Here is an 18,232-nt window from a genome sequence, read left to right as displayed (position 1 = left end):
CTATGCTTTTGAATCAAATACCGATCGGTTTGATGCTTGTTGTTTGTTACCGTAATTAAATGTATTAATCGTTGGTGCAATCATATCCATAGATAACTGAACGAATTGTAGTGATTGTTGTGTTAGCTGTTGGTTTAATGCTTCTTGTTGCTTTAGCTTCACTAAGGTTTCCGTTAATGTTGTCGTTATTTGCTCTAATGACTGTCCGTCTTCTGTACCGTGTAAGTGTTCCAGCATCGTTGTGACGGTTATTGGTTCGTCTGCTAATCCATTTGCTATAGCCCATTTGTTTGTCTGTTCCATTCGTTGTTGTTCTGTTTGGTTGATTGCATTTATATGTTTTTTTTCTTTCTTTAATAATTCTTGTAACTGATCTATCTCACCAGCTTTTAATGCTTCTGTTTTTTGAACAGATACAGCATGCAAGCTTTGATGTAGTTGTACTAATTGCTCTAATGTACGTTGGATTGTTTGGAGTAGCACAAAAAATGCTCCCTTCCCCTTGTTGAAAGTAGTGATATGAAGTTACTATATCTTCGCTTCGGAAATACATTTCGCTTTCCAGGGGCACGGGTGCAGCTAACTCGGTAAAGAAAAAAACACTTTACCGAGTGGATCTTCACCTCGTGCTGTTCCCCTAGGAGTCTACATGTATTTCCTTCGCTAAGCGATAACTTATCCACGATAAAAAATGTAACAATTTCATGTCTCTCAGTGCTTTATTACCACGCAAGCAAATGGGTTATTTGTTTCTCGAACCCATTATTCTTTGTTCCAAAAGTTGAGCATTTTTTTTGCTGTCTCTTTTGGTGCTATTTCATACGTTCCATTTTCAACTGCCTGTTTAATCTCATTCACACGTGCTTCTCGTTGTGATTGGATTTGTTCACTCTCTTGCATTTTCTTTGCTTGTTCTGAAATCTGGAGTTTATCTGAATGAGGTCTTTTCGTTGTGATCTCTGCTTGTTTATTAAATTGTTTTTGATAGGGATTGAAATTGGAATGATTCGCACCTTGAATTCTCACAATCAGTCACCCGCTTTCTTTTGTTCTTCCTATAAACAAATGTGCATGTTACGTTTGGTAATTTGATTATATTCTCTATATTATTATATCGTCATTTTTCTTAGAAAGTTTAGTTCCTTTTATCCATTCGATCAAGTGCAAAATACGTACGTGCTTTAGCTCTCTCTTCTTCTTCATTACGTGCTTGAATTTTGTCAATATTTTCTTGATAAGCCAATTCGTCAGTAATCTGTTTCGAACAGTCTACACACAATTTTCCGTCTTGAATTGGCTTTCCGCATTTTTCACATGGATAAGCCAAGTTAGGAAATTGCGAAGCACGAAGTCGTTTTTCCTTAACAAATTTTAAAATCAACGCCTCTTCCACGCCTGTACTTGCGACTATTTGTTGAACTGTTGCTTGACGATTTACTCGTTTTCTCAAAAAATCATATACAATTTGAAACTTTTTTTCTTCTTCTTTAAGACAATCTGGGCAAACCCTGCTAGTTGTTCGTACAAATAATTTCTCACAGTTTTTGCAATTATCTAATTCGCCCATGGGTACTCCCACCTTTACCCTCTAATTTGTGTATTATATCATATCTATCGGTTTATTTTGCCTGATGTGAATAGGCAGATGGTAGGAAATTATCTTGCTAGAGTATAAGCGTAAACAGTCGGACAACCTCCTTGTTTTAATATCTGTGCTGCATGGTGAAGGGTTGTCCCTGTTGTGTATATATCATCAATAAGTAGGACAGGTTGATTGGTTGGTTGATATAATTGAAAAGGATTAGAGATTGCAAGTCGTTCTTTCCGTGATCTTTTTGCTTGTTTTTCTCCATGTATGCGACGAAGTAAGTGGTGGATCGGTAAAGGGAGTTGTTCTGCAATTACCTCCGCTTGATTGAAAGCACGTTCATGCAGGCGTTGATCACTTAATGGAATGGGGACAATGATTGTATTTTCATCCAAATCGTTGTAATACGTTTGAAAGTATTGCTGTATTTGGTCAGCGAATGCCTCAATCAGACTATAGTCTCCTCGATATTTCCATTTTGTAATCATAGCTTGTATTTGTTTATTATACTGAAAAACGGAGCGGTTTCTTGTTAAATAATGCTTGTTTTCTTGGTGCCATCGTTGACAATCAGTGCATCGAACATCCCCTTTTGTTGCTTTTTCATTGTATTGCCTACCACAATCAAAGCAGTCTATTCGTTCGATGGGTTGTAATTCTGCTTGACAATTTTTACATAGTGGGGTTATTTTTTCGGGAATAAATAGCGTAGACCATGTCACTTCTGGATAGATTAGTTGCTGGCACCATATACATTCCATTGCTTATCCCTCGCTTTTCGGTTCATTTGTTGAATCATTCGCTTTGCTTGAATCATAGCGTTTGTTTTTCCATCATGTAAAAAAATCACTTCTCCTGTTGGGTCTGCTGAACTTCTCCCAGCTCGTCCGGCCATTTGTACTAATGCCGCTTGATCAAACACAGCATGTCCTGCATCAATAACAACCACATCAACAGAGGGAAACGTTACCCCTCTCTCTAAAATGGTCGTGGAGAGTAAGATGGACAATTGTCTGTTACGAAAAGATTCTATTTTTAGCTCCCGATCGGAATCATTAGCATACACCGCTTCAATTGTTTGCATTGGTAGTTGTGCTTGTAGTATGCAACGTAATGCTTCTAATTGCTTTATAACTGGAACAAAGAGCAACAATTGTCTTTCTGGATTCGTTCGTTGGTGATACCAGCTCCAAAATGTTTTCGGTAACTGATTTTTTTCTAATGCTGTTTTTAATGTAAGGGATAAGACAAGTCTTGGTTCAGGTAAAGGATGGCCATGGAAACGGATAGGAACAAAAACTGTTGGTAGGGATCGATTGTGGGATCTGCGCTTTAAATCCTTTCTTGGTGTAGCTGTGAGATAAATGAAAGCAGCGTTTTCTGTGGCAGCTCTTTTAGTTACATATGGTAGTTGTGGGTCGGCATGAAATGGAAAGGCATCTATTTCATCTATTATAACCACATCAAATGCACGAGCAAAGCGAATTAGTTGGTGTGTGGTTGCTATAGTTAATTGTGAAGGAGTTTCACTTTTTTCAGCTCCTCCATATAGTCCAGTCACTTCTATGTTGGGAAAAGCTTGTTGAAATCGAGGAAGTAATTCTCTTACCACATCCGCTCGAGGGGTAGCTAAACAAATGCGTTTGCCTGCTAGAATTGCTTTTGTTATGGCCGGGAAAAGCATTTCAGTTTTTCCAGCTCCACAGACTGCCCAGCAAAGTAATTCTGCATTCCCTTTTTCAACCATATGACTCATCCGATCAGCTGCATGTTGTTGGGCAACCGTTAGTTCTCCTTCCCAAGTACAAACTTTGTCTGGAATGATATAAGTTGGTTTCGGACCAATCCAATAATATAAATTTGCACACTGTAACACTCGGCCCATTTCAATACAATTCCGACAATATAAATGATTGGTATGACATCGCGCACAAGGAAGCTTACCAAATAAAGAAGCTTTCGTATTTCCACATCGTCTACAAAGCGTTGGTTTTGTTGTAATGGAAGGAATCGCTTGGATGAGGTGATTTTGTTGCAAAACCTGAAGTTGTTGGTGATCAAATGGTAATTCTTCACGAAGTAGTAGCTTTCCAGCTAATTGGTGACAAAGCAATGGGAGATTGGATGCTTCAATTACGTGTTGTGTAGGTGTCCGCACCGATGATGGTAAAAATGAAAAATCATATTTTATTTTATATGATCCAGGTGGAAAAAGGTTTTTTAACAATGAGCAACACACTCCTTTTTTTATAAAAGTGGGACAAGGCGTCTGACCCCCTGTCCCATTTACTTGATATACCACACTAAACCTAGAGCTCCTTCACCTAAATGGGTGCCGATGACTGCTCCGAAATAGCTAGTTGTGATTTCAACATTATTATACTTTTCTGCCAGTTCTTCTTTTAGTGATTCTGCTTCTTGTGGTCGATTTGCATGAATAACAGCTGCTCGTATTGATTTTCCTGTCTTTGCATCTTCGTCAAATAAAGAAACGATTCTTTTAAGTGCTTTTTTTTGTGTGCGAATCTTTTCAAAAGGAACAATTTTTTTATCCACAAAATGAAGTACTGGTTTGACTTGAAGCATACTCCCTACAATCGCTTGTGCACCATTTAAACGACCACCACGATGAAGATGCGTTAAGTCATCGACTACAAAGTAACCACGCATGGCTTTCTGCATCTGATTTAGCCGTGTCATGATCGTCTCTGGGGCTGCTCCTGTCTTTACCATTTCAGCTGCTTCAAGCACATAAAAACCTTGTGCCATACAACTAATTTCTGAATCAAACGGGTAGACAGTAATGCCCTTGACCATATTACTAGCGGTAATTAATGCTTGATAGGTGCCACTAATGCCACTTGAAAGATGAATAGAAATTACGGCATCGTAATCATTTGCTAAGTTTTCTAATTTATCTTTAATATAACCAATCGAGGGTTGTGAGGTTTTTGGTAGTTCTTTCGCCTTTCTCACTAAGGGGTAAAAATCATCAGCAGTCAAATCTATTTCTTCTTGATAAGAAGCTTGATCAATTAAAACGTTAAGCGGAAGCATTTCTATATTTAATTTATTTCGTACATCGGCGGGAATATATGCCGTACTATCTGTCATTACAACTACTCTCATAAGTGTTATCTTACCTTTCTTCACCATCTAATAATGCAGCTTTCAAAAACCTATGATTACATATTCTTTTCTATTCTAACCAAAAAACAAACAAAATCATAGTAGTAAATAGAAGAAAAGAAGAAATATCACAAATGAAACACAAACAAGATAAAAGTAATTCAAAAATACAGCTTGACCATTTATGTTTGACTTTTTTCGCCAAAAAAATAACCAAGCTGCATCCCTTTATTATTTAGACTTGAATATTACTTCAACCCAACCATTGCGTATTGCTGTTACCACTGCTTGTGTTCGATCATTTACATTCATTTTTTGCAAAATGTTACTTACATGATTTTTCACTGTTTTTTCACTAATAAATAATGCTTCAGAAACCCCACGATTACTTTTTCCATCTGCAAGTAATTGAAGTACCTCACATTCTCGACGAGTTAACAAATGCAATGGCTTTCGATACTCAATCTGTTCTATCTTGCCAGATTGCGAGTCACTTAAACGACGAAATTCTTTCACTAAATTATGTGTAATTTTAGGATGTAAGTAAGATCCACCCTCACTTACAATTTTAATAGCATTAATTAATGTATCAGAATCCATTTCTTTTAATAAGTATCCTTGCGCCCCTGATTTCAAAGCATGTGTGACATAATTTTCATCATCATGTATCGATAAAATAATTACTTTTAAATCTGGGTATTTACTGATTAAAGATTGCGTTGCTTCTACCCCGTTTGTATGTGGCATATTGATATCCATTAAAACCACGTTCGGTCTGTGTTCTTCCACTAATTGTACCACTTCATTTCCATCATTTCCTTCAGCTACCACCTGAAATTCTTCTTCAAACTCTAATATTCGCCTAACTCCTTCACGAAATAAAATGTGGTCATCGATTAAAACGATCTTCTTTGCCATACTTGTTCCTCCCATTTATTTCTCTATTCCATCAGTTATTCCTTTATAAAGCCATAAAATACAAATATATGGAATTATTTCATTGAAAAAAATACCTATAAATCGACAAAAAAAGTTTAGTTTATAAGTAATTTGTATATTTTCTAATTATACATGATTCTTGTCGATTTGTAGTACAACTTTTTAATCATTTAATGGGATTCGAATCTGCACCTTTGTACCTTCTTCTTCTTTAGACTGAATAGAAAGTTCCCCATCGAGCATTTCTACTCTTTCTCGCATTCCTATTAAACCAAACGAGTTTTTTTTCTTTTCATCTGTATCAAAGCCTTTCCCATTGTCTTGAATCCTAGTAGTAACACACATTGGCTTGACTTCTAGCTTCACATGGATCGTTGTTGCTTCGGCATGTTTCACCGCATTTTGCACTGCTTCTTGTATTAAGCGAAATAAAGCTACTTCATATTTCGAAGGTAGTCGATCAGAAGGCCCCTCAGAAGAGAACACTATATTCATTTGATTGTAATCAGCCATGTTATCTACATACTTTTTTATTGTTGGAACTAATCCAAGATCATCCAAAGCCATCGGTCTTAAGTCATAAATAATTCTCCTCACTTCATAAAGCGAAGAGCGGACTAAGGAACGCATACTCTTCATTTCTTTCAATGCTTCTGCTCGTCCAAGTTCTTTAAAGGTTTTGTCAACCAATTCAGAACGAAGTAAAATATTAGCCAACATTTGAGCAGGACCATCATGAATTTCTCTTGATAAACGTCGACGTTCTTTCTCTTGTGCTTCGATAATACGCAACCCAAATGCTTGCTTTTCATTGGCATCTTGTATGATTTCCCCTACTTGTTTAAAATCTTCGTTTAAATAATTTAAGATAACCGTTACCTTACTCACGAGCCCATTCGCCTTATCTATTGTTTGATCAAGTTTTTTTAGACGCCGTTCAATATCATCTCGTCTCTGTCGTAAAGTCTTTTCCTTTTCTCGCATCATTTTTAGTTCACTTTGTAACTGGTGTGCTTGCTCATACGCTTCTTTTATTTCTACTTCACTATATTTATCAAAATGGTTACTTACTTCTGCTAATCTTTTCCTTGAAAGTTTTACTTTGATTTCTAATTGATCTGATTCATTTATATTACTGACAACCTCTTGTTGCAATTGACTTAACTGATCTGAAAGTGTTTGGTATTCTTGACGTGATTCCTCGCTAATTGAATAGATATCATCTTTACTATTTTCTACAGCTTCTATCATTTCATCGATAATTTGATCTAAATTTTTTTCTGATTCCATTTCTATCCCACCTATTAATATCTGTTCGTTAATCTGCCGTTTTTCTGTCGGTGTTGTATTATAATGATGGACTTTATCTATCATAGATAAAAACATCCTAGATGTGTTTCCTTTCGTCTTCTTATCATAGCATATTTAACTATGGATTGCGTTTTTGTCTGCTATCTATATAATAGGAATGAAGGTGGTTTTTTTATGAAAGATCAGTACTTTACAGTAAACCTACATGGTCAGGGAGAACAACTTATTCAAAAGTCCCGATTTATCGGCTATGTACGTCGTGTAGAAACCGAAGAACAAGCACAGACGTTTATTCAAGAGATAAAGAAAAAACATCATGATGCAACACATAATTGTTCTGCTTATATGATTGGAGAACAAAATCAAATACAAAAAGCTAATGACGATGGTGAACCAAGTGGTACCGCTGGTGTTCCTATGTTAGAAGTATTGAAGAAAAAAGATTTAAAGGACACTGCAGTTGTTGTTACCCGCTATTTTGGTGGGATCAAACTTGGAGCAGGTGGTTTAATTCGCGCTTATTCGAGTACAACATCCATCGCATTAAATGAAACAGGTATTGTACAACGAAAGCTTATGCAAAAAATTAAGTTAACTGTTGATTATGCCTTACTAGGAAAAGTAGAAAATGAGTTACGAAATGCAGCATATCGAATTGAAACGATTGATTACTTAGCTCATGTGACTTTTCACGTATTAGTCACGATGTCACGTGTCGCTGATTTTCAAGCATGGATAATTAATATGACAAGTAATCAAGTTGTCTTTGATTTAGATGGGGAAAAATATATTGAAATACCAGCACGAAAGAAAGAGGAAAATTTATGATTAATAAAAATGCTAGAATACCGATCTATTATCAGTTAGAAAATTTAATACGAGAGCAAATTGATCAAGGAGAATTATTACCTGGTGATGCATTACCTTCTGAAAGAGCATACGCAGAAGCTTATGATATCAGTCGAATGACAGTCAGACAGGCAATTAACAACCTGGCTAATGAAGGACTAATTATTCGCAAAAAAGGAAAAGGTACCTTTATTGCAGAAAAAAAGTTTGAACAAACATTACAAGGATTAACCGGTTTTACGGAAGACATGCTTGCCCGTGGGTTGCAGCCATCCAATCGAATTATTAAGCTTGAGGAAACGAATGCAAATCCTACGATCGCATCAAAGCTTATGCTCCATGTAGACGATCCTGTCTTAATGATTGAACGTTTACGACTAGCAGATGATGCACCTATTTCATTAGAAACCGTTTATACACCAACTACCTTTGTTGACAAACTAAAGTTTACTAGTATAAATGTATCTTTTTATCAATACGTTGAAAAACAACTGGGGCTTACAATTGGACATGGCACACAAGAAATTGAATCAGGATTAGCCACAACCTATGAACGAAAACACCTTGGTTTGAATAAAGGAGATCCTGTTTTATATATGAGACGGACAACATACTTATCCAATGGAAAACCATTTGAATATGTTACATCAGCCTACCGTGCTGATAAATATGTATTCACATTACAATTACCACGTAATATAGATTAGCTTATTCTATTGTAACTCACATATATTAATAAATAGAAGGACCTTATTCGAACATTAGCATAAGCCAATATTTTTTTGAATTAGACAAATCGAATAGCTATTACAATTTCATAATTTATGTTAATCTAACTATATATATACAAATGTTAACTTGTTTTTATTATGATAGTAAGCGTTAACAATACAATCTAGGTCTTTGGAGGATGATTATGAAAAAAATTGCTTTGTTGTTTATGCTCGTTGGTGTTGTATTTTCAGCTATAGGTGGGTATCAATTTTTCAAAACACAAGCAGCAGAAAAGGAAAGTCTAGCTGAAGCACACGAACTGTTAGAGAAAAAAAATGAACAGGCCGCAATTGATCCCATTGATTTTAATCCTAGCACGAATGAAACAGTTGGTTTATTAGAGATTCCTAGTATTGATGCCGAGTTAGCGATTGTCGAAGGAACAAATCCTGATGATTTAGAAAAAGGGGTTGGTCACTATAGTGATTCGGCTTATCCAGAGCAAAATGATCAAATTGTTTTATCTGGACATCGTGATACAGTATTTCGTTCTTTAGGTGATGTAAAGATTGGTGACACCTTTACGATGAAGCTGCCACATGGAGATTATACGTATGAAATGGTCGAATCAAAAATAGTGGATGCGGATGATACGTCGATTATTAAATCTACCGCACCCGATGAAGAACTTGTCATCACAACCTGTTATCCATTTTCTTATATTGGAAATGCACCCGATCGATACATTATTTACGCAAAACCAATTGATTCTGATAACTAGGGGGACGACTGTTTGAAGCGCTTTTTTTTACTAGGAAGTTTATTGTGCTTACTTATCGGACTTGTTGCTTGTTCTAATGAAGAGGAAACAGCAGAAGACCGAATTCAAGACTATGTTGATTATTGGACAGAAAAAAACTTCAGTGAGATGTACAAAATGATTGGGGATAAAGAAGCGTACCCTAAAGAAGTATTTGTTGACCGCTATCAAAAAATATACAACGATTTAGAAGTAACAGATATTTCCATTACTTATCGTGTACCAGAGACTACAGAAGAGGAAGAACCGAATAGCTTTCCGCTTGAAGTAAGCATGAATACCATTGCTGGAGAAGTTAACTTCGAAGCAGAAATGGCGTTAACAGAAAAAAAAGTAGAAGATGAAACCAAATGGTATATTAAGTGGCATCCAGGATTTATTTTTCCGTCATTAAAAGATGGAGCAGAAGTGGGAGTGCAAACCACTGCACCAGAACGTGGGGAAATTTATGATCGTAATCAAAATGGACTTGCAATCAATGCGACAATCTATTCTGTTGGTGTGCAACCTGGTCGATTTGAACAAAAAGAGGAAGAAAAACAACAAATTGCTGATTTGCTAGATATAAGCGTAGAAGCAATTGATAAGGCTTTGTCACCAGGTTGGGTTAATGAAAATACATTTGTTCCATTAAAAGACATGCCAACTACGATTGACGAGGAGTATAAACAAAAGCTTTTTGCTATTCCATCGGTAGTCAAAAAAGATATAACTGGTCGGACATACCCATATAGTGAAGCTACTGCTCATCTAGTTGGTTACATCGGTCAAATTACTGCTGAAGAGTTAAAAGCGCAAAAAAAAGGCACCTATTCTCAAAATGATCAAATAGGGAAACGTGGATTAGAACAATTATTTGAGTCAAGGTTAAAAGGAGAAAACGGTGTTGCTATTGTTGCCGAATCTGAAAATGGCGATTCAACTGTTATTGCAGAAAAACAAGTGCAAGATGGGGAAGATATTACGGTTACGATTGACGCAAACATCCAACAAACGATCTATAACAGTTTTGATGAAGATGCTGGCACCGCTACAGCAATCAATCCCAAAACAGGAGAAACATTGGCTTTAGTATCAAGCCCTGCTTTTGATCCAAATGAATTAACATACGGGATTAGCCAATCGAAATGGGAAGCCATCCAAAACGACGAACAAACACCTTTAACTAATCGTTTTGCAGCAACATTCTCTCCAGGCTCTGCGATTAAACCAATTATAGGTGCAATTGGCCTTCAAAATGGTTCCATTAAAAATGGGGAAGGCATCGACATTAATGGTAAAACATGGTCAAAAGATGCTTGGGGAAATTATGCAGTTCGACGTGTATCCACTTCTTCAAACCCTGTTGATTTAACGGATGCTTTGATTCGCTCAGATAACATTTATTTTGCCAAAAAAGCTATTGAAATGGATAGTGATGCTTTCGTTGCTGGACTTGAAAGCTTTGGATTTGGGCAGGAATTACCATTTACCTATCCTATTCAAGATAGTTCAATTTCTTCCACGGGCTCCATTGATAAAGAAATTTTATTAGCGGACTCGGGATATGGTCAAGGACAACTGCAAGTTAGCGCACTTCACCTAGCAACTGCTTTTACAACCTTTTTAAATGATGGAGATATGCTACAGCCAACACTTGAACTTGATGAAGAAAACAGCGTCACATGGCAAGAGGGATTACTTTCAAGTGAAGATACACAAGTAATCAAACAGGCATTGCGTCAAGTGGTTACTGCTTCTAATGGAACAGCACCAGAGGCAAACATTGATACGGTTCAATTGTCTGGAAAAACAGGAACCGCTGAACTAAAAAGCTCTCAGGAAGATACTAAAGGGCAAGAAAATGGCTGGTTTGTGGCTTATCCTGAAGATGAATCAATGATTCTTTCCATGATGGTTGAACATGTAGAAGATAAAGGTGGCAGTCACTATACCGTAGAAAAAGTAGCCAATATTTTTAATCAATTATATTAACAGAACAGTGTCAGGATCATTTTCCTGGCATTGTTCTTTTTATTGTGTTTAACTTGTAGCCTTTGTTCCAATGGTTGGATATATCTGCTTAAACTACACAATAAATCAATAAACAAAAAAGCTAACAAAAACGACATATTTTGCTAGCTTACATATTATTTAATTGTGTCGAATACTTCATAAACTGTCCGATATCTTTTTTGTCTAACGCATTGTCAATTAATCGCTTCATATTTTGCTTTTCCAAAGCAAGAATGATATCGTTTACTTCATTAAAAAAATAATTATTTTTGTCTTCTTTTACATATGGATAAATGATCGTCTGCACTCGTTGGTCAAAATCAGGAATTTGTAGTAATTCAGCTAAAGCAATGCTCTTGTATTTTGTCCCTTTTTGAAACACAAAGATTGCTTTTTGATTAAGCACTTTTAACGTTGTCCGATTTACTTCTATTTTTCGTGATTCCAATGGGACAAACTGATACACTTGCCCATCAAGCCATAAAGAAAAATACTGATAAGCTAATACAATCCGAATTCGATCGGGTTCTTCCTTCACATAATAAGGTTGAAACATATTAACCGATAACATGTAAACACTCCCTTATGCTATTAAACATGAAACACCATACATTTCTTTTGCACACCTATTAAATGTTGCTACTCACTTATCTTTGGAAGTGAAACGATTACTAATATAATATTAGGGTTCCATCAAAATTGGAACCCTTTAAACATCACGTTATCACTATTCTCATATTTTTTAGACTTCCCTTAAAACCTAAGTGTCTCAATTAGTAAGACATTTTTTATATCTATATTACGGATAACGTTTGCAGGTATTATATCATTAATTATATAATTAGAAAACGATTACATTAGGTAATTTTATTCTTATTAAACAATTGTCAAAAAATAAACACAAAATAATTATTAATAGTCTTGCCATTACTCTTTAATGTTGGATATACTTAAAGTTAGGGAAAAAATCAGACGACGAAGGTGACTAGATTGAGAAAAACACACAAAAAATTATTCGGTAGCAGGGTCGTTAAAACAGGTGTTGCTGTCTTTCTGACTTCTCTCATCTGTCAATGGCTTAATTGGCCTGCAGTTTTTGCAGTCATCACTGCAATTGTTACCATTGAACCAACAGTAAATGACTCCATAAAAAAAGGTATTATACGATTCCCAGCCTCAGCAATCGGTTCCGCTTATGCTGTTTTTTTTATTTCTCTGTTCGGGAATTCTCCGCTTACTTATACAGCGGCCGCTATTTTTACCATTATTACTTGTTTTAAATTGAAGTTACATGCAGGACTTCTTGTTGCAACACTAACTTCTGTAGCAATGATAGAGGTTATACATGACCACTACCTTATTGCTTTTTTTATTCGTTTAGGTACTACTTCTATTGGACTACTTGTTTCTACTGCAGTAAATATGTTTGTTTTACCGCCAAACTATTCGTCACGTATCTTAACAAACATCGATACAGCATTAGCTAATACCGGAGAAGAATTAAAGGCGATAGCAAAAGACATTTTATTTCAAACACAAGATTGTGCACAAAGAGTTCGCGTACAAGAAACGTTTGCACAATTAAAGAAAAAGTTAGATACAACGGATAAATTATTACACTATCAACAATCAGAGGCCAAATATCATCGACTATCAAAGGAGCTGAAACAAGAGCTACAAGATGAAGAAGAGAAATTAACAGCACTGCGGCTAGTCCACTATCATATTGGTAACTTGATTAATACGCCTTTAGAAGATATTACTTGGACAAAAGAACAGTGTACTCATATAGTAACCACCGTTCAAGCTTTAGCTGATACAATGGAAAATCCTGATTCATTCCGCATCCAACAGCATCGTCAATACATAAAAAATTTAATGGAACAATTTTGGCAATGTAAAAAGGAAGAACAGCTAATATATAAAGAAGATCCGTCAACTTTCTTTAACCCTGAAATAGTTATATTATATGAGCTATTATCCATTTATCATCTAGTAGAACAGATGTTAAACACAAATGATGAACAGACCAAAAAAGCTAGTCTCCACTAAGTAGAGACTAGCTTTTCTTATGAGATATTCATTTCTATTTCTGCATCATCTTTTAATTTTTTAATTCGTTGATTGAGTTTATCCTGCAATTGTTTATTAGCAAGTTGTGCTTCAATACTATCTCGAACCTCTTCTAACTTAGGAAGCTCATCACTTTGCTTTTTCAACTCGTTATAATATGATTCTATCTCTTCGTCCGATACTTCTATATCACCAAATGATTCTTTCACATAAGCCTTTTGTTCCAATTGCATGGCCACTTGCTCTCGAAATGATTCTATCGTGTAGTTGAGTTTTTCCAATTCCTGTTCAAATAGCTCCTCAGAATCAAACTGTGCTTTTGCTTCAGCTATATAATCATCAATTTCTTTGTCGGTTATATTAATGCCATTCTCTTCTGCATCCTGTGATAATACTTCTTGACTCACAAGTGCATTTAGTGCCCTTTCTTTTATAAACGCTTGATCATCCACATCTTGTCCTTGTTCAGATAATAATGTTTTTGTCTGTGTATAGACAGTATTATATTTTTCACCGGTTAGCTTCTCTCCATTAACAACCGCCACTACCATGTCTTCTCCGACTATTTCATCCTCTGACACAGTCACTTCTTCTGTGGTGGAATCACTTGTACGATTCGTTGATTCGTCTCTTTCTTCCCCACTATCACTACAAGCTACTAATATAGTAAATAGCATACTTACAAGAAGAAAGCTACCTATTTTTTTTAACATAAACGGGTCACTCCAATTGTTTTATTGTTTCCATATTAAAACATTTTTTCGATTATAATGCAACTATTCTCATTATCCCAAGAATAACGCCCCAAACACTAGAGCACCTGCTATCACAAATGCCGGATGAACTTTTAAACGCTCCATCAATAGAAAACTAATCAACCCAATTCCACTCATTTGAAAAAAACCGGTGTCAACGTACGAAGTTTGAAAGAACTGCAACGCCATTGCTCCTAGCAGCACTGCAATTGTTGGTCGAATGAACATTGTCATTCGTTTAACTTTTGGGGAATCTTTATATTTCATCAATAGCCCTAGAAGTATGATCATCAATAACAAGGATGGAACAACTGTTGCAAAAACCGCAACAACAGAACCCATTACGCCACCTTGTTGAAAACCAATAAATCCTGCCATTTTTGTCGCAATTGGTCCTGGCAGTGCATTCGCCATCGCTAACATTTCACTAAAATCACTAACGGTCATCCACTGAAATCTACCTACTACTTCATTTTCAACTAATGGAATGGAAGCAGGTCCGCCACCATAACCTAGAATACCCGGAATGAAAAAGGCGATAAATAATTGCCAATATGTACTCATGAGGATTCCTCCTGTTTGTCAGCATCTGGTTTTACTAATGCTACAATCAGTAACCCTAAGATAAGAATAGCAGGATGAATTCCGAGTAATTCAGTGAAAAGAAATGATGTGATTGCAAGAATGGACATCCAAAACCAACCCAAATCGACCTTTGCTTTTTTCAGAAAATTAAATGCTAATACTGCTAACATTACCCCAACCACCGGGAGAACTGCTTTTGTCATGCCATTCATCCATGGAGTATCACTTGCTGATGATAAAAAAGTTAATAATATAATCATTAAAAAAATAGTTGGTACAATCGTAGCAAGTACAGCATTCAACATTCCAATTACACCAGCTACTCTGTAACCAATATATCCAGCCATTTTCGTGGCAATTGGCCCTGGCAAGGCATTTGCTAAAGCCAAAATATTTCCGAATTCTTCATTATTCAACCATTTGTACTTCTCTACAACTTCCTTTTGTACAAGTGGAATAGATGACGGACCTCCACCATAACCAAGGATCCCAACCCGAAAAAAAGCCAAAAATAAATACCATTGATTCATTACAAGTCTTTCCTTTCTTTTTCTAAGCACCAACAGCTTACATAATAAAATTTTTCCATTCAAAACAAATAAAGCCTCCATATAGTGGAAGCCTTATTGATTCATCTATATCATGTTGTTAACTTAATTTGGGTAGAACACGGGTTTCCTTTGTCATTTCTGCATGACAAAGCGGACAAGTCGGCTCTGTTTCAAAAGAATAATCTTCTCGCATCCATCCTGAACAAGAATCACTTGTGCAAGACCAAACCGTTGTTTCAATTTCTTCAACTGGTTCTTTCTTATTATTATAATATGCCATAGGGACATCCCCTTTCTTGGGTATTACTCTCTATTATAACCCTTTTCATAACAAAAGACAAAGGGCTTATTCGATGTGAAGCGAATTATAATGAATGTAAAATTCAACAAATGAACTTATACAAATCAGATAAATATAACCGTAGTGCGTATAACTATTGTTACCTATCGATTATTTGTTATCATGTGTGTAATACTATTAGGAGGGACGCTTATGGAAAAACACCAAAATTATTTGAAGCAAACGATCGCATTAGCAATAGCAAATGTAGAAAAAAATGGTGGAGAACCTTTTGCCTCCATTATTGTCGATGAAAATGGAATCATTGTTGGTACTGGGAAGAATGATATGCTTACAAAACATGATCCTACCGCTCACGCTGAAGTACAGGCAATACGTGATGCATGCGAAAATTTAGAAACAACCACACTAGAAGGTTGTACAATGTATACAAGTTGTGAACCATGTCCTATGTGTTTCGGTGCCATTTATTGGTCTCGCTTAAAAAAGGTCTATTATGCAGCAGATCACGCACTAGCAGCAGCAGAAGGATTTGACGATACGTTTATTTTTCACGACATGAACAAGCCACATGAACAAAGGAACATTCCTTTTTATGCATTTGATATAGAAGAAAAAAATATTCCTTTTGAAAAGTGGAAAGAATTAACTTGAGTGGAAAGGCAAATATAAGAGGAAAAAGCTAACCTTTTCCCACTTATTTTTCAACTATCTCAATTGGTAAACCATCTGGATCTTGAAAAAAAGTAAATCTAGCCTCAGTACACGGATCAATACGAATAGGTTCAACTTCAATTCCTTTTTCTGTCAGGGTTTCAACAACATAATTAAGATCACGAACAGAGAAAGCTAAATGCCTAAGCCCTTGTGCTTCAGGATAACTTAATCGTCTTGGTGAATCAGGAAACGAAAACAATTCGATAACGTAAGTGTTTCCTAAGGCCAGATCCAGTTTGTAAGAAGCTCTTGCTTCACGATAAACCTCTTGTATTACTTGCAATCCTAATATATCAACATAGAATGCCTTTGATTTTTCGTAATCCGAACAGATAATAGCAACATGATGAATAGATTCGAACACTGATTTCATCCCCTATAAAAATTGTTAACATGTATACAAACTAAAATACACAATTTGTTATTTAATTAAAATAGGTCTTTAGTCCGATGGAAAACTCATTTATATATACTATAATGAAAACGGTTACAATTTTGGTAATTAATATTCTTGTAAAAGATCTTTTTTTAAAGATTTTTACATGTGAATATTGAATTTTGTCAAATTAGATTGTCCCCCTTTTTTGCATCCATTAACATTGGATGCTCTTTTTTTGTTTTAAAACCATTGGATGCGATAAAATATAACTAGCTATTTTTGTAAGGGAAATTTAGTTTATATGCAAAAACAAATGATGAAAGAGAGATGATTTTTGATGCATTACAGAAAAATTGGCACGACTGATTTATATGTTTCTGTTATTGGATTGGGCACATGGCAATTCGGTGGTGAATGGGGAAAAGATTTTAATCAGAAGGAAGTAGACGCTATCCTTAATGAAGCAAGTATACAAGGAATTAATTTAATTGATACAGCAGAATGTTATGGTGACCATTTATCTGAGCGTTTCATTGGAGATTATATAAAAAGACATCAAAGAGAAGATTGGACGATTGCAACAAAATTCGGTCATCATTTCCATCAACCTTTTGAGCGAACAAGACATTGGAAACCTGAAGATGTGTTAAAACAACTTGATCAGTCGTTAAAAGCACTACAAACAGATTACATTGATCTTTATCAAGCTCATTCCTGTACAGATGAAGAGTTCAATAATGATGCACTTTGGACGATGTTAGATAAGCAAAAGCAAGCGGGGAAAATCCGTCACATAGGCCTCTCCTTAAGAGAAAATGATGCCCCCTATCAAGTAAAAGCGGCTAATGAAGTGGGAATAAGTGCACTTCAAGTCGTTTACAATCGATTAGATCAGGCACCTGAACACGAAATTTTCCCAATCGCAGAAAGAGATCAATTGGGTGTTTTAGCTCGCGTACCATTAGCAAGCGGCTATTTAAGTGGTAAATATAAACCAGGTGCCCATTTTGATTCTTCTGACGTACGCTCTCATCGTGATAAGAAGGAGCAAACTAGAAAATTACAAGCAGTTGAAGAAATAAGGAAAACAGAAGTACCGGAAAATACTTCAATGGCGACTTGGGCATTAGCATGGTGCTTACAACACCCTGCAGTGACTACTGTTATTCCAGGTTGCAAAAATCCAGAACAAGTAATTAGTAATGCAGCAGCTTCGGATTTAACAATGGTTTCTACAGATCATCCACAACATGTAAATCAATAGATAATTAACGCAGCAATTAATCTAATTGCTGCGTTTGTCCATTTACTTATTTAATTTCGACCAATCAAACGGCATTGTATTATTTTTATTGGCGTACTTCAATAGTTCATTCGCACTTGCTGTTTGTTTTTTAGACATCATGCCTCGGGAGCGATCTCTTTCTCTATTTCTAGCCATATAGCATAACCTCCTTTTCCCTTTTAGCATATGCAAAAAAAGGAGAACCATTAACAAGATAGAGAAAGAATATAATTTTTATGTT

The 18,232-nt window shown here is 35.8% G+C and carries 22 protein-coding genes; 7 read left to right on the top strand and 15 right to left on the bottom strand.

From position 1 onward, the window contains the following. The 8 genes from BN1058_RS03105 to BN1058_RS03070 all read right to left on the bottom strand — a co-directional run bounded on the left by BN1058_RS03105 (position 1) and on the right by BN1058_RS03070 (position 7,030). Entirely contained in the window at positions 1-483 is a 483-nt protein-coding gene (locus tag BN1058_RS03105) for a flagellar protein FlgN (RefSeq protein ID WP_090852715.1), read from the bottom strand. Between the two features lie 279 nt (positions 484-762). Beyond that, positions 763-1,026 (bottom strand): flagellar biosynthesis anti-sigma factor FlgM, encoded by a 264-nt coding sequence (gene flgM / locus BN1058_RS03100; protein ID WP_090852712.1) that lies wholly within the window; start codon positions 1,024-1,026, stop codon positions 763-765. A gap of 109 nt (positions 1,027-1,135) precedes the next feature. Continuing rightward, positions 1,136-1,567: a TIGR03826 family flagellar region protein gene (locus tag BN1058_RS03095; protein WP_090852709.1), complete on the bottom strand. Its 432-nt coding sequence runs from the start codon at positions 1,565-1,567 to the stop codon at positions 1,136-1,138. 89 nt (positions 1,568-1,656) lie between these two features. Further along, on the bottom strand, positions 1,657-2,349 hold the full coding sequence (locus tag BN1058_RS03090) for a ComF family protein (protein ID WP_090852706.1): 693 nt from the start codon (positions 2,347-2,349) through the stop codon (positions 1,657-1,659). Beyond that, entirely contained in the window at positions 2,322-3,815 is a 1,494-nt protein-coding gene (locus BN1058_RS03085) for an ATP-dependent helicase ComFA (RefSeq protein ID WP_255306967.1), read from the bottom strand. Before BN1058_RS03085 ends, BN1058_RS03090 begins: the two co-directional genes overlap by 28 nt. Before the next feature lie 59 nt (positions 3,816-3,874). Then, positions 3,875-4,717 carry a DegV family protein gene (locus BN1058_RS03080; RefSeq protein ID WP_090852703.1) on the bottom strand — a complete coding sequence of 281 codons (843 nt, stop codon included), beginning with the start codon at positions 4,715-4,717 and terminating at the stop codon, positions 3,875-3,877. Between the two features lie 231 nt (positions 4,718-4,948). Further along, a complete protein-coding gene (locus tag BN1058_RS03075) occupies positions 4,949-5,635 on the bottom strand; it encodes a response regulator (protein ID WP_090852701.1) in 687 nt (228 codons plus the stop codon). A 183-nt stretch (positions 5,636-5,818) separates the two neighbouring features. After that, complete coding sequence (locus BN1058_RS03070; protein WP_369688240.1) at positions 5,819-7,030, bottom strand: sensor histidine kinase; 1,212 nt, start codon at positions 7,028-7,030, stop codon at positions 5,819-5,821. Positions 7,031-7,141: 111 nt separating this feature from the next. Here BN1058_RS03070 and BN1058_RS03065 point away from each other — a divergent pair, with 111 nt between their 5' ends. The 4 genes from BN1058_RS03065 (at position 7,142) to BN1058_RS03050 (ending at position 11,324) form a co-directional block, all read left to right on the top strand. After that, a complete protein-coding gene (locus tag BN1058_RS03065; RefSeq protein ID WP_090852698.1) occupies positions 7,142-7,795 on the top strand; it encodes a YigZ family protein in 654 nt (217 codons plus the stop codon). Beyond that, positions 7,792-8,523, top strand: a complete 732-nt coding sequence (locus BN1058_RS03060) for a GntR family transcriptional regulator (protein WP_090852696.1) — start codon at positions 7,792-7,794, stop codon at positions 8,521-8,523. Before BN1058_RS03065 ends, BN1058_RS03060 begins: the two co-directional genes overlap by 4 nt. A gap of 209 nt (positions 8,524-8,732) precedes the next feature. After that, a complete protein-coding gene (locus BN1058_RS03055) occupies positions 8,733-9,311 on the top strand; it encodes a class D sortase (protein ID WP_090852693.1) in 579 nt (192 codons plus the stop codon). 12 nt (positions 9,312-9,323) lie between these two features. Beyond that, positions 9,324-11,324, top strand: coding sequence for a penicillin-binding transpeptidase domain-containing protein (locus BN1058_RS03050; protein ID WP_090852690.1), 2,001 nt, complete (start codon positions 9,324-9,326; stop codon positions 11,322-11,324). A 148-nt stretch (positions 11,325-11,472) separates the two neighbouring features. Here the strand turns inward: BN1058_RS03050 and BN1058_RS03045 are convergent, their stop codons facing one another. Further along, positions 11,473-11,916, bottom strand: coding sequence for an IDEAL domain-containing protein (locus BN1058_RS03045; protein ID WP_090852687.1), 444 nt, complete (start codon positions 11,914-11,916; stop codon positions 11,473-11,475). 419 nt (positions 11,917-12,335) lie between these two features. Here BN1058_RS03045 and BN1058_RS03040 point away from each other — a divergent pair, with 419 nt between their 5' ends. Continuing rightward, the gene (locus BN1058_RS03040; protein ID WP_090852684.1) at positions 12,336-13,397 is read left to right on the top strand and encodes an aromatic acid exporter family protein; all 1,062 of its coding nucleotides are present in this window, start codon (positions 12,336-12,338) and stop codon (positions 13,395-13,397) included. A gap of 17 nt (positions 13,398-13,414) precedes the next feature. Here the strand turns inward: BN1058_RS03040 and BN1058_RS03035 are convergent, their stop codons facing one another. The 4 genes from BN1058_RS03035 to BN1058_RS03020 form a co-directional block, all read right to left on the bottom strand. Beyond that, positions 13,415-14,131 carry a SurA N-terminal domain-containing protein gene (locus BN1058_RS03035; RefSeq protein WP_090852680.1) on the bottom strand — a complete coding sequence of 239 codons (717 nt, stop codon included), beginning with the start codon at positions 14,129-14,131 and terminating at the stop codon, positions 13,415-13,417. A gap of 72 nt (positions 14,132-14,203) precedes the next feature. Further along, positions 14,204-14,737, bottom strand: a complete 534-nt coding sequence (locus tag BN1058_RS03030; protein WP_090852677.1) for a chromate transporter — start codon at positions 14,735-14,737, stop codon at positions 14,204-14,206. Continuing rightward, positions 14,734-15,288 (bottom strand): chromate transporter, encoded by a 555-nt coding sequence (locus tag BN1058_RS03025; RefSeq protein ID WP_090855928.1) that lies wholly within the window; start codon positions 15,286-15,288, stop codon positions 14,734-14,736. The genes BN1058_RS03030 and BN1058_RS03025 overlap by 4 nt, the downstream gene beginning before the upstream one ends. Before the next feature lie 118 nt (positions 15,289-15,406). Continuing rightward, on the bottom strand, positions 15,407-15,589 hold the full coding sequence (locus tag BN1058_RS03020) for a cold-shock protein (protein WP_090852675.1): 183 nt from the start codon (positions 15,587-15,589) through the stop codon (positions 15,407-15,409). 213 nt (positions 15,590-15,802) lie between these two features. On the opposite strand from BN1058_RS03020, the gene BN1058_RS03015 reads away from it, so the two are divergent. Continuing rightward, positions 15,803-16,264 carry a nucleoside deaminase gene (locus BN1058_RS03015; protein ID WP_090852672.1) on the top strand — a complete coding sequence of 154 codons (462 nt, stop codon included), beginning with the start codon at positions 15,803-15,805 and terminating at the stop codon, positions 16,262-16,264. Positions 16,265-16,307: 43 nt separating this feature from the next. Here BN1058_RS03015 and BN1058_RS03010 read toward each other — a convergent pair whose 3' ends face one another. Next, positions 16,308-16,691 carry an SMU1112c/YaeR family gloxylase I-like metalloprotein gene (locus tag BN1058_RS03010; RefSeq protein WP_090852668.1) on the bottom strand — a complete coding sequence of 128 codons (384 nt, stop codon included), beginning with the start codon at positions 16,689-16,691 and terminating at the stop codon, positions 16,308-16,310. 352 nt (positions 16,692-17,043) lie between these two features. Here BN1058_RS03010 and BN1058_RS03005 point away from each other — a divergent pair, with 352 nt between their 5' ends. Next, the gene (locus BN1058_RS03005) at positions 17,044-17,970 is read left to right on the top strand and encodes an aldo/keto reductase (RefSeq protein WP_090852665.1); all 927 of its coding nucleotides are present in this window, start codon (positions 17,044-17,046) and stop codon (positions 17,968-17,970) included. Positions 17,971-18,012: 42 nt separating this feature from the next. Here the strand turns inward: BN1058_RS03005 and BN1058_RS14450 are convergent, their stop codons facing one another. Then, positions 18,013-18,147 carry a hypothetical protein gene (locus BN1058_RS14450; RefSeq protein WP_255306965.1) on the bottom strand — a complete coding sequence of 45 codons (135 nt, stop codon included), beginning with the start codon at positions 18,145-18,147 and terminating at the stop codon, positions 18,013-18,015. Between the last annotated feature and the right edge of the window lie 85 nt (positions 18,148-18,232).

The organism is Paraliobacillus sp. PM-2, from assembly GCF_001368815.1.
GTDB lineage: Bacteria > Bacillota > Bacilli > Bacillales > Amphibacillaceae > Paraliobacillus.
Note: the sequence above shows the minus strand (reverse complement) of the source record. Positions and strands in the feature narration are given on the sequence as shown.